The following is a 13084-nucleotide window of genomic DNA, read 5'->3' as shown; positions in this document are numbered from 1 at the left end:
GCGCCCGCCCCGTTCCGTGGCACGCCTCACGCCCGCACCCCCGCCCCCGGCCCGGCTCGGCCTGGGCCCAGGTACCACCCAGTAGGTACGCTGCCCTCCATGCGTGCACTTCTCGTGGTCAACCCGGCAGCAACCACTACGAGTGCACGGACGCGTGACGTCCTCATCCACGCGCTCGCCAGCGAGATGAAGCTGGAGGCGGTGACCACCGAGTACCGGGGCCACGCCCGCGACCTCGGCCGGCAGGCGGCGCGCGGCGGCGAGATAGACCTCGTCGTCGCTCTCGGCGGCGACGGCACGATCAACGAGGTCGTCAACGGACTGCTGCACGACGGCCCCGACCCCGAGCGGCTGCCCGGCCTCGCCGTGGTGCCCGGCGGCTCCACCAACGTCTTCGCCCGCGCCCTCGGTCTGCCCAACGACCCCGTCGAGGCGACCGGCGCCCTGCTCGACGCGCTGCGCGAGGGCCGGGAGCGCACCGTGGGCCTCGGGCTCACCTCCGGCACCCCGGGCACCGAGGACGAGGCGGTCCCGTCCCGCTGGTTCACCTTCAACGCCGGACTCGGCTTCGACGCCGGAGTGGTCGGCCGGGTCGAACAGCACCGCGAACGCGGCAGCAGATCCACACACGCCCTCTACATCCGCCAGGCCGTGCGCCAGCTCCTCGGCGAGCCGCAGCGCCGGCACGGTTCGATCACCCTGGAGCGGCCGGGCGCCGACCCGGTGACCGATTTGGTGCTGTCCATCGTGTGCAACACGGCTCCGTGGACCTATCTGGGCAATCGCCCGGTGTACGCGTCGCCTAAGGCCTCGTTCGATACGGGGCTCGACGTATTCGCTCTCAGCCGCCTGTCCACCGCCGCGGTTGTCCGGTATGGGACGCAGTTGCTCACTTCGTCCCCCGAGCGGGGCCCCCATGGGAAGCATGCGGTCTCCCTGCACGACCAAGACGGCTTCACCTTGCATTCGAAGGCGCCCCTGCCCCTCCAGATGGACGGTGACCACCTGGGGCTGCGAACCAGCGTGACGTTCACAGGCGTACGCCATGCACTGCGTGTGATTGTGTGAGCAGAAGAGGCGAAAGTCCTTTCACTCGAACGTTTAGACCAGGGTCCACCCCATGGAAGTACGGCTGTGACCTAGTCGACACCGAGGAATCAAAAAAAACTTTCCGGAAGGGGTTGTATCCGCCGCTGAGGTTTGCGAGTCTCTACGTGGCGATCGGGACGGCCCGCAACACCGGCCTCCACTGATCACCAGAACCCCTCTTCACTCCACAAGGACCACGTCGGCGAACCCGGCTGGTGGCCCTTCACTTGTTGAGGGATTCGTGAAAGCGTTCACATTCACAAGCAACCTGCACGTAATACCAAGGAGAGGTAGCAGCCATGGACTGGCGTCACAACGCCGTTTGCCGCGAGGAAGACCCCGAGCTCTTCTTCCCCATCGGCAACACCGGTCCTGCGCTGCTGCAGATCGAGGAAGCCAAGGCCGTCTGCCGCCGCTGCCCGGTGATCGAGCAGTGTCTGCAGTGGGCGCTCGAGTCCGGTCAGGACTCCGGCGTCTGGGGTGGTCTCAGCGAGGACGAGCGCCGCGCCATGAAGCGCCGCGCCGCCCGCAACCGGGCCCGTCAGGCCTCCGCCTGACAACACCCGCCCCGCACACAGCCTGAGCTTGGCGGCGCGTACAGCGTGTACGCATCTCCCGCCCCCGAGCCGCAGCGCGCAGTACCCCCGATGCGCAGCAACAGCTGGCAACGAGCATCCGAGCCCCGGACCCCTGAACGGTCCGGGGCTTCGTGCTGTCCGCCCGCCCCGCCGTGCGCCCGCCCCGGTGCGACGCTCTCCCCGGTCCGACGCTCCTCCGGGGCTACTTCTGGGCGCGGACCGGCAGGTCCAGGATGACCCGCGTGCCCCGCTCCGGCGCCCGCACCATGTCGAACGATCCCCCCAACTCGCCCTCCACCAGCGTCCGTACGATCTGGAGGCCGAGGTTGCCCGAGGTGTGCGGGTCGAAGCCCTCGGGGAGGCCGACGCCGTCGTCCTGGACGGTGACGAGGAGACGGGTCTCCTTGGTGGTGCCGCCGCGTACGGCCGACACCTCGACGGTGCCGGTCTCGCCCTCGCGGAAGCCGTGCTCCAGGGCGTTCTGGAGGATCTCGGTGAGCACCATGGACAGCGGGGTGGCCACCTCGGCGTCGAGGATGCCGAAGCGGCCGGAGCGGCGGCCGGTGACCTTGCCGGGCGAGATCTCCGCGACCATCGCCAGCACCCGGTCGGCGATCTCGTCGAACTCCACGCGCTCGTCCAGGTTCTGGGACAGCGTCTCGTGGACGATGGCGATCGAGCCGACCCGGCGGACCGCCTCCTCCAGCGCCTCCCGGCCGCGCTCGGACTCGATACGGCGGGCCTGGAGACGCAACAGGGCGGCCACGGTCTGGAGGTTGTTCTTCACCCGGTGGTGGATCTCCCGGATGGTGGCGTCCTTGGTGATCAACTCGCGTTCGCGGCGGCGCAGTTCCGTGACGTCGCGGAGCAGGACCAGCGAACCGATGCGGGTGCCATTGGGTTTGAGCGGGATGGCGCGGAACTGGATCACGCCGTCGCGGGCCTCGATCTCGAACTCGCGGGGTGCCCAGCCGCTGGCCACCTTGGCGAGCGCCTCGTCCACCGGGCCCCGGGTCGGGGCGAGTTCGGCGGTGGTATGGCCGAGGTGCTGGCCGACCAGGTCGGAGGCGAGGCCGAGCCGGTGGTAGGCGGAGAGCGCGTTGGGCGAGGCGTACTGGACGATGCCGTCGGCGTCGAGGCGAACCAGGCCGTCGCCGACGCGCGGGGCGGCGTCCATGTCCATCTGCTGGTCGGGGAAGGGGAAGGAGCCGGCCGCGATCATCTGCGCGAGGTCGGACGCGCTCTGGAGGTAGGTCAGCTCCAGGCGGCTCGGGGTGCGCACGGTGAGCAGGTTGGTGTTGCGGGCGATGACGCCGAGGACGCGGCCCTCGCGGCGGACCGGGATCGACTCGACCCGGACGGGCACCTCCTCGCGCCACTCCGGGTCGCCCTCGCGGACGATGCGGCCCTCGTCCAGGGCGGCGTCCAGCAGGGGGCGGCGGCCGCGCGGGACCAGGTGGCCGACCATGTCGTCCTGGTAGGAGGTGGGGCCGGTGTTGGGCCGCATCTGGGCGACGGAGACGTAGCGGGTGCCGTCGCGGGTGGGGACCCACAGGACCAGGTCGGCGAAGGAGAGGTCGGAGAGCAGCTGCCACTCCGACACCAGCAGATGGAGCCACTCGAGGTCGGAGTCACCGAGGGCGGTGTGCTGGCGGACGAGTTCGTTCATGGAGGGCACGTCTGCGAGCGTACCCGTGGCTGGTGGGGGGCCGGAGAGACACCCGCGGGCCGCGGCGCCTGAGAGGGACCCTCAGCCCTCCCGGCACCGCAGCCCGGAGCAATATCGGCCGCGGGGTGTGCGGTCCCGTCGGCCGAGGGTGAGGACCGGGGCAGTCAGGGCAGAGAGCCTCGGGTCCTCGGTCCGCCTTCCTGTGCGGGGAAGACGGAGATGTGTGGCGGTCGCGTGCCGGTCGGTCGCGTCCGCGGTCTGTTCCCTGCGTGGTCCGCGTGTCCGCGGGCCGGTGGTGCGCGCTCCACATCATTGTGGACTAGACCACTCTGGGGTGTCCATGCGTCGGAGCCTGTTCGTTCGTGTGACTCTTCGACGCTCCACCCCGCACAACGCAGCCTAGCCGGTGCGGGTTCCTGTGCGGACCCCGATGGGCGGGGCAATTTCCCCGATCGGGCGGCCGTCCACGATCCGTCGGCACCTGGGCGGGGATACCCGGTTCTGTTAGATTGGATTGGTCTAAACCACATAGCTCGGGCGGGCCCACCGGGCCCCCCTCCTCCCGCCCCTCTCCCCCTCTTCGACTCCCTCACCAGAACGGCAGGCCAGCGTGGAAGTTGTCATCGTTGCGGACGCCGGGTCGGGCGGCGAGCTGATCGCCGAGGCCCTGGCACAGCTCCTGCGGCGCAAGCCCGACGCCCTGCTGGGCGTGGCCACCGGTTCGACCCCGCTGCCCGTCTACCAGGCGCTGACCGCCAAGGTCCGCGCGGGCGCCGTGGACACCTCCCGGGCCCGCATCGCCCAGCTCGACGAGTACGTCGGACTGCCCGCCGAGCACCCCGAGTCCTACCGCTCGGTGCTGCGCCGCGAGGTGCTGGAGCCGCTGGGCGTCGGCATGGACGCCTTCCTCGGCCCGGACGGCACCGCCGCCGACGTGCAGGCGGCCTGCGAGGCGTACGACCGGGCGCTCACCGAAGCCGGGGGCGTCGACCTCCAGCTGCTGGGCATCGGCACCGACGGGCACATCGGGTTCAACGAGCCCTGCTCCTCGCTCGCCTCCCGCACCCGGATCAAGACGCTCACCGAGCAGACCCGCGTGGACAACGCCCGGTTCTTCGACGGGGACATCGCGCAGGTCCCGCACCACGTCATCACCCAGGGCATCGGCACCATCCTGGAGGCGCGGCACCTGGTGCTGCTCGCCACCGGGGAGGGCAAGGCGGACGCGGTCGCGGCGACCGTCGAGGGGCCGGTGGCGGCCGTCTGCCCCGCCTCGGCGCTCCAGCTCCACCCGCACGCCACGGTCGTGGTCGACGAGGCCGCCGCGTCCAAGCTGAAGCTCGCGGACTACTTCCGCCACACCTATGCCGCCAAGCCGGACTGGCAGGGCATATAGGCTCCCGCCGGCAGCGGGCGGCACGGTACGGCGAAGGCGCCGGGCTCCGATCGGGGCCCGGCGCCTTCTCGCTGTCCGCGGGTGCGCGTTACTCGTGTAGGTGGTCAGCCCGGAAGGCGGGTGAGCACCTCCGCGGCGGCCCGTCCGCAGACGCGGGCGGCACCGAACGTGGCGATGTGCAGCGCGCCGCGCGGCGGGGCCTGCGGGACGCCCATCTCGACGACAACGGTGTCGGGGCGGGCGGCGAGCAGGGTGTCCAGGGCGCCCGTCATCCAGGGGTGGCGGTGCTCGTCGCGGACGACGGCGACGATCCGCCGCTCCCCCGCCGCGATCAGCGCCGCGTGCCCCGCGTCCGCCCCGGCGAAGGTGCCGGTCTCGGTGCCGGGCAGCAGCGCGCCCAGCTCGGCGGCGACCCCCCAGGGCGTCTCGTCGCCGACCGCGATGTTGGCGACGGGGGCGAGCGCGGCGACGTACGGTGCCTCGGTGAGCGGGACGTAGCCGTCCGGGCCGGTCACGCGCAGGGCGCGGCGGGCGGCGGTGAGGCCGATGTCGGCGCGGACCGTGCCGGTGCCCGCGGCGGGGGCGGCCGAGGCCGTCCAGCGGGCCAGCTCGCGCACCCGGCGGGCCGCGTCGGCGAGCCGCTCCTCGGGCAGGTCGCCCTCGCGGACCGCGGTGACGAGGGCGTCGCGCAGCCGCCGTACGGTGTCGTCGTCGGCGAGGCCGCCGCCCACGCAGATGGCGTCGGCGCCCGCCGCGAGCGCGAGGACGCTGCCGCGCTCGATGCCGTACGTACCGGAGATGGCCTGCATCTCCATGCCGTCGGTGACGATCAGGCCGTCGTAGCCGAGTTCGCCGCGTAGCAGGTCGGTGAGGATGCGGCCGGAGAGGGTCGCCGGGTGGGCCGGGTCCAGGGCGGGGACCAGGATGTGGGCGCTCATCACGGCGCGGGTGCCGGCCGCGATCGCCGCGCGGAACGGCGCCAGTTCGCGGGCGGCGAGCACCTCGGGGTCGGCGTCGATGCGGGGCAGGGCGAGGTGGGAGTCGACGGCGGTGTCGCCGTGGCCCGGGAAGTGCTTGGTGCAGGCGGCGACGCCGGCCGACTGCAGGCCCGTGACGTAGGCGGCGGTGTGCCGGGCGACCAGGTCGGGGTCGGCGCCGAAGGAGCGGACCCCGATGACGGGGTTGTCCGGGTTGGAGTTGACGTCCGCGGAGGGCGCCCAGTTGAAGTCGACGCCGCAGGCGGCGAGGCGGCGGCCGAGTTCGGCGGCGACCTCGCGGGTGAGGTCGGTGTCGTCGACGGCGCCGAGGGCGTGGTTGCCGGGGAAGCTGGAGCCGGTGCGCACCTCCAGGCGGGTGACGTCGCCGCCCTCCTCGTCGATCGCGACCAGGACGTCACCGCGCTCGGCGCGCAACTGGGCGGTGAGCGCGGCCAGTTGTTCGGGGGTGGCGATGTTGCGGCCGAACAGGCCGACCGAGGCGAGGCCCTCGCCGAGGCGGCGCAGCAGCCAGTCGGGGGCGGTGGTGCCGGGGAAACCGGGCTGGAGGACGGTCAGGGCGTCGCGGGTCAGCGTGTCCGTGGGACCGCCGGCGAGTGTGGTCATCGGGGCGTTATCCCTTCACCGCGCCGGCGGTGAGACCCGCGGCCATCTTGCGCTGGACGAGGAGGAACAGGACGACGATCGGGACGGCCATCAGGGTGGCGCCGGCCATCATCGGGGCGTACTCGGTGCCGTGCTTGGTGGTGAAGTTGCCGAGCCAGACGGTCGCGGTCTGGTTCTTCTGGCTGAGCAGCATCAGGGCGTAGAGGTACTCGTTCCAGGCCTGGATGAAGGCGTAGACCGAGGTGGCGACCATGCCCGGGGCGAGCAGCGGGAAGACGACGCGGACGAAGGCGCCGGTGCGGGAGCAGCCGTCGACCATGGCGGCCTCCTCCAGCTCCTTCGGGATGTTGACGATGAAGCCGCGCAGGGTCCACACCGTGAACGGGAGCACGAAGGTCAGGTAGGTGATGATCAGGCCGGTGAGGCGGTCGTACTGGCCGAGGTCGTTCAGGAGCAGGAAGACCGGGATGATCATGGCGACCAGGGGGACCATCTGGACGGCGAGGATGCCGACGATGACGATCTTGCGGCCGCGGAAGGCGAACCGGGAGATGGCGAGGGCGGCGAGCATGCCGACGGCCATGCCGATGACGACGACCGCGAGGGAGACGAGGAGGCTGCGGCCGACGGGGCCCCAGAAGTCGGCGATGTCCATCGCGCGGCCGAAGTTGTCGAAGGTGATCGCCGTCGGCAGCAGGCTCGGGTCGGGGTCGATGGCGTCCTTGGCGGGCTTGAACGCGGTGTTCAGCATCCAGTAGACGGGGAACCCGGCGACGACGAAGACGAGGAGGCCGAGGAGGTTCCAGCCCAGCTTGGACTTGCGCGGGCGGGACGCGGCGGCCGGGCGGCCGTCGGTCTTCGCGGGCGGCGCGGGGGTCGTCAGCGTGCTCATTCGACCTCTCCGATCTTCAGCATCTGGCGCATGTAGACGGCGACCACACCGAGCAGCAGGACGACGGTGATCAGGGCGATCGCCGAGCCCTGCGCGTAGTCGTTGACGACGAAGGCGCGGTCGTAGGAGTAGGTCGTCAGGATCTGGAACTCGGCCTCGGGGTGGCCGTTGCGCATCACGAAGACCTGCGGGAAGACACCCATGTCCCAGATGACCGACAGGGTCGTGAGCATCACGATGATCGGCTTGAGGATGGGCAGGGTGACGTACCGGAAGACGCCCCAGGCGCCCGCGCCGTCGAGGCGGGCGGCCTCCTCCATCTCCTTGGGGACCTGGGTGAGACCGGCGCTGAGGGTGATCACCACGAAGGGGACGGCGCCCCAGACCACCAGGAGCATGATCACGGCGAGGCCCTGCGGGCCGCTGGCGAACCAGTTGTGACCGATGAGGTCGACGCCGGGGAGCTTGCTGAGGACGGCGTTGAGGATGCCGTAGTCGGCGTCGAAGAGCCACTTGAAGACGGTGGTGGCGACGATGATCGGCATGCCCCAGCTGGCCACCAGGGCGATGTTGACGAGGGTCTTGACCCAGCCGGAGACGCGCTGGAGGAGCAGCGCGATCAGCATGCCGATGACCATCGTGAAGACGACGCACCCGGCGGCGAAGATCACGGTGCGCAGGACGACGGCCCAGAACTCGCTGTCGCCGAGCACGTTGGTGAAGTTGTCGAAGCCGACCGACTCGGCGGGCTGGAAGCCCCACAGCTGGGACTGGCCGAACTTCTGGAAGGAGAGCGTGACCAGGCGGTACATGGGGTAGCCCATGACCAGCGCCAGGACGAGCAGACAGGGCGCGAGCAGCAGCCAGGGGGTGCCCGCGGCGCCGGCGGTCCGTTTGCGGGCGCTCGGTGGACGCGGCGCGGCCGGGGGCGGTGCCGGCCGCGGCGGCGGCACCTTGGCGGGGGTGGTCGTGTCTGCGGCACTCATCGCGCGCTCCTCAGCGGTCCCTTGAGGTCGGACGGACGCAGCGGGGCTCCGCCGCAGCGGAGCCCCGCGTCACGTCACTTGGTGTTGATGACCTTGTCGATCGCGGCGTCCGCTTCCTTCGCGGCGTCCTCGACCGACTTCTTGCCGGTGCCGATGCTCTGGAGCATGGTCTGGAGCACCTGGGCCTTCTCGACCTGGCCCCAGCCGGGCGCCATCGGGACGAACCAGTTGGACTCGGCGGCGGTGGCCGGGACGACCGTCGCCGGGTCGTTCTTGAGGGTCGCGAGGTCGGTCTTGTTGTTGGGCAGGTTGCCCTTGCCCATCAGGCCCTTCTGACCGGCGGGACCGGTGAAGGCGTTGATCCACTCGGCGGCGAGGTCCTGCGCGTCCGACTTGACCGGGACGGCGAGGTCGGAGCCGCCGAGGAAGACCGGGATGTTCTTGCCGGACGGGCCGGGCATGACGAAGTTCTCCAGGTTGCCCTTGAGCTTGCCCGTCTTGTCGTTCTCGGGCGCCTCGGACGTCCCGCCCTCCCAGGCGGCGCCGAAGATCATGCCGGACTTGCCCTGGCCGTAGACGAGGTAGCGGTCGGACTCGTCCTTGGTCTTGTCGCCGTGCATGTACTTGTCGACGATGTTCTTGTACTCGCTGAGGCCCTTGAGGGACTCGGGCGAGGAGAGGTTGGCCTTCCACTGGCCGCCCGACTCGGTCGCGATGGAGCCGCCCGCGTCGTAGACGAAGGACATGGCGGCGTACCAGTCACGGCTCGGCTGGTACCAGGCGCTGAACTTGTCGCCCTCCTTCTTCTGGACCTTGTCCAGGGCGGCGGTCAGCTCGGCGTAGGTCTTCGGGGCGGCCTTGACGCCGACCGAGGCGAAGACGTCCTTGCGCCAGTTGCCGACGCGGCCACCGGCGTAGTACGGCACGCCGTAGGTCTTGCCCTCGTAGGTGACGGAGGCCTTGAGGCCGTCCAGCCAGGCGGAGGAGTTGTCGAACTTGCCGGCGTCCAGCGGGGCGAAGGCGCCCTTCACCATGTAGCCGAGCATCTCGGTGTTGCCCATCTCGACCACGTCGGGGGCCTTGTCGGTGGCGAGGACCGCGTCGAGCTTGGCGTTCTTGTCCGGCCAGCCGTAGTACTCGTGGGTGACCTTGAGGCCGGGGTGCTTCTTCTGCACGGCCGCGTCGGCGGCCTTGACCAGGTCGGGCCAGTTGTTCTGCGCGTCGACGGTGAGCCAGACCGTCAGTTCCTTGGCCTCGGAGCCCTTGTCCGAGCCCCCGCTGTCCTTGTCGTCCCCGCACGCCGCGATGGAGACCATCATGCCCGCGATACCGATCGCGGCTATCAGCTTGCGCTTCACGCCAACCCTCCTCAGGGATGCCACAAACCCCCCTGCCTCCCCGCCGCGGTCGAGCGTCAACGCGTACCGTCCGTGGGGCCAGGACCTGGACCAATGGTGTAGACCAGTACCGGGAGCTTGGCTCAGACCAATTGGGCTGTCAAGGGTGTGAAACGGGGGTTGAAGCGTCCGTTACGGGACCGCGATATGCAGGGACTTTTCAATTCACCGGGCCCCGAAAAAGGCTTGCGCGCGGGGCATACCACGCGCACGGCCCGCACGTGCTGGACTAGACCAACGAAGGCCTCAGAGGTATACAGAGGAGATCACGGAGCGCGCGAGGTCACCGCGGAGGTCCCGCGGGCGGCACCTGGCCCACGAACCCGTGCCACGATTGAGCCGCGGCCGGCGGGGAGTCGGCCTCGACGGCATCAGGAGCCGGGAAGGCAGGACATGAGCACCGAGGTCAGCAGTGCGGAGAACGAGGGTGGGGCGACCGTCCGTACCGCGCGCGTGCCCAAGTACTACCGCCTGAAGAAGCATCTGCTCGACATGACGGAGACCCAGTCGCCCGGCACCCCGGTCCCGCCCGAGCGGACCCTGGCGGCCGAGTTCGACACCTCGCGCACCACCGTGCGCCAGGCGCTCCAGGAACTCGTCGTCGAGGGACGGCTGGAGCGCATCCAGGGCAAGGGCACCTTCGTCGCCAAGCCCAAGGTCTCCCAGGCCCTCCAACTCACCTCCTACACCGAGGACATGCGGGCCCAGGGCCTCGAACCCACCTCGCAGCTCCTGGACATCGGGTACATCACGGCCGACGACCGGCTCGCCGGGCTGCTCGACATCACCGCGGGCGGGCGGGTGCTGCGCATCGAGCGGCTGCGCATGGCCAACGGGGAGCCGATGGCCATCGAGACCACCCACCTCTCCGCGAAGCGCTTCCCGGCCCTGCGCCGGTCCCTCGTCAAGTACACGTCCCTCTACACCGCCCTCGCAGAGGTGTACGACGTCCACCTCGCCGAGGCCGAGGAGACCATCGAGACCTCGCTCGCCACCCCGCGCGAGGCCGGGCTGCTCGGCACCGACGTGGGCCTGCCGATGCTGATGCTGTCCCGGCACTCGCTGGACAAGGACGGCGCGCCGGTGGAATGGGTGCGGTCGGTGTACCGGGGGGACCGGTACAAGTTCGTCGCCCGCCTCAAGCGGCCGACGGACTGAGCGGCCGGGGCGAGTCCGGGCGGCCGGGCGGTCCGGGGAGGTTTTCCGAGCGGCCCGGAGGGGTTTTCCGGGGTCTTCCGCCGCCCCGATCGCTCAACCGTGCTGAGCGGTTCCCGTAATTCCTGGGGAATTGGGCCGTTCCGTGAAAGCCCCTGTTCCGCGGTCCGGGGAGATTCCGTGGAACCGGGCGTTTCCGGGTTTGAGGACCGATCCACGGGAGAGGTCTTCCCCTGGGTTTTTCCGTCACCTACATTTCGCTGCGCGTTGCACCTGCGACCGAAGTGATCAGCGAGGGACGGAGCCGCCCTGTGTCCACACCCCCACAAGTCCCGGCCAGGCCGGTGGTGACGCCCCTGCGCGTCGTCATCGGCCTGTGTCTGTTCGCGCCCTTCGTGGCGATGCTCTGGGTCGGGTCCTACGCCAAGACGGACCCGGCCTTCATCGGCATCCCCTTCTTCTACTGGTACCAGATGCTGTGGGTGCTGCTGTCCACCCTGCTGACCGTGCTCGCCCACCAGCTCTGGCGGCGTGACCAGCGCGCCCGCCACGGCGCCGCCCGGCCCGCCCCCGGCACCGGACCGGACACCGCCCCGCAGCCGAAGGACGGTGCGTCCGAGTGAACGACGGCGTCAACGGCGTCGCGCTCGCCGTCTTCATCTTCTTCTTCCTGGCCGTCACGGTCATGGGCTTCCTCGCCGCGCGCTGGCGCAAGGCCGAGAACGAGCACAGCCTCGACGAATGGGGCCTCGGCGGCCGGTCGTTCGGCACCTGGGTCACCTGGTTCCTGCTCGGCGGCGACCTCTACACCGCGTACACCTTCGTCGCCGTGCCCGCGGCGATCTACGCGGCCGGGGCGGCGGGCTTCTTCGCCGTGCCCTACACGATCCTGGTCTACCCGCTGATCTTCACCTTCCTGCCCCGCCTGTGGTCGGTGTCGCACAGGCACGGGTACGTCACCACCTCGGACTTCGTGCGGGGCCGGTTCGGCTCCAAGGGGCTGTCGCTGGCCGTCGCCGTCACCGGCATCCTCGCCACCATGCCGTACATCGCGCTCCAGCTCGTCGGCATCCAGGCGGTGCTGGACGTGATGGGCGTGGGCGGCGGCGAGGACACCAACTGGTTCGTCAAGGACCTGCCGCTGCTGATCGCCTTCGGCGTGCTGGCCGCGTACACCTACTCCTCGGGGCTGCGGGCACCCGCGCTGATCGCGTTCGTGAAGGACACGCTGATCTACCTCGTGATCGCGGTGGCGATCATCTACATCCCGATCAAGCTCGGCGGGTTCGACGACATCTTCGCCAAGGCGGGCGACGCCTTCGCGCAGACCAACCCGGCGACCGGCGCGCCCCGCGGCGCCCTGGTCCCGGCCGAGGCGGGGCAGTGGACGTACGCCACGCTCGCCCTGGGTTCGGCGCTGGCGCTGTTCATGTACCCGCACTCGATCACCGCGACGCTCTCCTCGCGCAGCCGCGAGGTGATCCGCCGCAACACCACGATCCTGCCGCTGTACTCCCTGATGCTGGGCCTGCTGGCGCTGCTGGGCTTCATGGCGATCGCGGCCGGGGTGAAGGTGTCCAACGGGCAGCTCGCCATCCCGCAGCTCTTCGAGGACATGTTCCCCGACTGGTTCGCGGGCGTGGCCTTCGCGGCGATCGGCATCGGCGCGCTGGTCCCGGCGGCGATCATGTCCATCGCGGCGGCGAACCTCTTCACCCGCAATATTTACAAGGACTTCATCAAGCCCGACGCGACGCCCAAGGAGGAGACCCGGGTCTCCAAGCTGGTCTCGCTGCTGGTGAAGGTGGGCGCGCTGGTCTTCGTGCTGACCATGGACAAGACGGTCGCCATCAACTTCCAGCTCCTGGGCGGCATCTGGATCCTCCAGACCTTCCCGGCGCTGGTGGGCGGCCTGTTCACCCGCTGGTTCCACCGCTGGGCGCTGCTCGCGGGCTGGGCGGTCGGCATGGTCTACGGCACGGTCGCCGCGTACGGCGTGGCCTCGCCGACGCAGAAGCACTTCGGCGGCTCGTCGAAGGAGATCCCCGGCATCGGTGAGATCGGCTACATCGGCCTCACCGCGTTCGTGCTGAACCTGGCCGTCACGGTGGTCCTCACCTTCGTCCTGAAGGCGCTGAAGGCCCCCGAGGGCGTCGACGAGACCCGCCCGGAGGACTACACCGCGGACTCCGGCGACCCCGGCGTCCAGGTGGAGCTGCCGCCCGCCACGGCGGGCTCCTCGCACTAGCGCGACCGGGCGCGGGCGCCACCCCTGGCGTTTTGCCGACACCTTCCGCGCCACCCCTGGACAGACACGCCGA

General features: G+C 70.4%; 11 protein-coding genes. 6 read left to right on the top strand and 5 right to left on the bottom strand.

What is annotated here, in order from left to right; translation table 11 throughout:
• The first annotated feature begins 99 nt into the window (after positions 1–99).
• Both ACIQPQ_RS07350 and ACIQPQ_RS07345 read left to right on the top strand, forming a co-directional pair.
• Positions 100–1068: a diacylglycerol/lipid kinase family protein gene (locus ACIQPQ_RS07350; RefSeq protein WP_383776648.1), complete on the top strand. Its 969-nt coding sequence runs from the start codon at positions 100–102 to the stop codon at positions 1066–1068.
• A gap of 320 nt (positions 1069–1388) precedes the next feature.
• The gene (locus ACIQPQ_RS07345) at positions 1389–1646 is read left to right on the top strand and encodes a WhiB family transcriptional regulator (RefSeq protein WP_003992873.1); all 258 of its coding nucleotides are present in this window, start codon (positions 1389–1391) and stop codon (positions 1644–1646) included.
• Between the two features lie 223 nt (positions 1647–1869).
• Here ACIQPQ_RS07345 and ACIQPQ_RS07340 read toward each other — a convergent pair whose 3' ends face one another.
• A complete protein-coding gene (locus tag ACIQPQ_RS07340; RefSeq protein WP_401300819.1) occupies positions 1870–3345 on the bottom strand; it encodes a sensor histidine kinase in 1476 nt (491 codons plus the stop codon).
• A 601-nt stretch (positions 3346–3946) separates the two neighbouring features.
• On the opposite strand from ACIQPQ_RS07340, the gene nagB reads away from it, so the two are divergent.
• Positions 3947–4732, top strand: coding sequence for a glucosamine-6-phosphate deaminase (gene nagB / locus ACIQPQ_RS07335; protein ID WP_401300816.1), 786 nt, complete (start codon positions 3947–3949; stop codon positions 4730–4732).
• A 104-nt stretch (positions 4733–4836) separates the two neighbouring features.
• On the opposite strand, the gene ACIQPQ_RS07330 is transcribed toward nagB, so the two are convergent.
• The 4 genes from ACIQPQ_RS07330 to ACIQPQ_RS07315 form a co-directional block, all read right to left on the bottom strand.
• Positions 4837–6333 carry a glycoside hydrolase family 3 protein gene (locus tag ACIQPQ_RS07330; protein ID WP_401300813.1) on the bottom strand — a complete coding sequence of 499 codons (1497 nt, stop codon included), beginning with the start codon at positions 6331–6333 and terminating at the stop codon, positions 4837–4839.
• A gap of 7 nt (positions 6334–6340) precedes the next feature.
• Entirely contained in the window at positions 6341–7225 is an 885-nt protein-coding gene (locus tag ACIQPQ_RS07325; RefSeq protein ID WP_383776635.1) for a carbohydrate ABC transporter permease, read from the bottom strand.
• Positions 7222–8211, bottom strand: coding sequence for a carbohydrate ABC transporter permease (locus ACIQPQ_RS07320; protein WP_401300810.1), 990 nt, complete (start codon positions 8209–8211; stop codon positions 7222–7224). The genes ACIQPQ_RS07325 and ACIQPQ_RS07320 overlap by 4 nt, the downstream gene beginning before the upstream one ends.
• 74 nt (positions 8212–8285) lie before the next feature.
• Positions 8286–9569 carry an extracellular solute-binding protein gene (locus ACIQPQ_RS07315; protein ID WP_401300807.1) on the bottom strand — a complete coding sequence of 428 codons (1284 nt, stop codon included), beginning with the start codon at positions 9567–9569 and terminating at the stop codon, positions 8286–8288.
• 432 nt (positions 9570–10001) lie between these two features.
• Between ACIQPQ_RS07315 and ACIQPQ_RS07310 the strand changes: the two genes are divergently transcribed.
• From ACIQPQ_RS07310 to mctP, 3 genes are all read left to right on the top strand, one after another.
• Positions 10002–10766 carry a GntR family transcriptional regulator gene (locus tag ACIQPQ_RS07310; RefSeq protein ID WP_401300804.1) on the top strand — a complete coding sequence of 255 codons (765 nt, stop codon included), beginning with the start codon at positions 10002–10004 and terminating at the stop codon, positions 10764–10766.
• Positions 10767–11074: 308 nt separating this feature from the next.
• Positions 11075–11386: a DUF3311 domain-containing protein gene (locus ACIQPQ_RS07305; RefSeq protein WP_401300802.1), complete on the top strand. Its 312-nt coding sequence runs from the start codon at positions 11075–11077 to the stop codon at positions 11384–11386.
• Positions 11383–13011, top strand: a complete 1629-nt coding sequence (mctP, locus tag ACIQPQ_RS07300; RefSeq protein ID WP_401300799.1) for a monocarboxylate uptake permease MctP — start codon at positions 11383–11385, stop codon at positions 13009–13011. The genes ACIQPQ_RS07305 and mctP overlap by 4 nt, the downstream gene beginning before the upstream one ends.
• Positions 13012–13084 lie beyond the last annotated feature (73 nt).

Source organism: Streptomyces sp. NPDC091281 (assembly GCF_044757425.1).
Lineage (GTDB): Bacteria > Actinomycetota > Actinomycetes > Streptomycetales > Streptomycetaceae > Streptomyces.
This window is presented reverse-complemented; position numbering and strand designations above follow the sequence as displayed.

Coding starts and splice junctions, on each gene's coding strand:
- ACIQPQ_RS07345 (WP_003992873.1), top strand. CDS start 1,389: ATGGACTGGCGTCACAACGCCGTTTGCCGCGAGGAAGACCCCGAGCTC.
- ACIQPQ_RS07350 (WP_383776648.1), top strand. CDS start 100: ATGCGTGCACTTCTCGTGGTCAACCCGGCAGCAACCACTACGAGTGCA.
- ACIQPQ_RS07325 (WP_383776635.1), bottom strand. CDS start 7,225: ATGAGCACGCTGACGACCCCCGCGCCGCCCGCGAAGACCGACGGCCGC.
- ACIQPQ_RS07330 (WP_401300813.1), bottom strand. CDS start 6,333: ATGACCACACTCGCCGGCGGTCCCACGGACACGCTGACCCGCGACGCC.
- ACIQPQ_RS07320 (WP_401300810.1), bottom strand. CDS start 8,211: ATGAGTGCCGCAGACACGACCACCCCCGCCAAGGTGCCGCCGCCGCGG.
- ACIQPQ_RS07310 (WP_401300804.1), top strand. CDS start 10,002: ATGAGCACCGAGGTCAGCAGTGCGGAGAACGAGGGTGGGGCGACCGTC.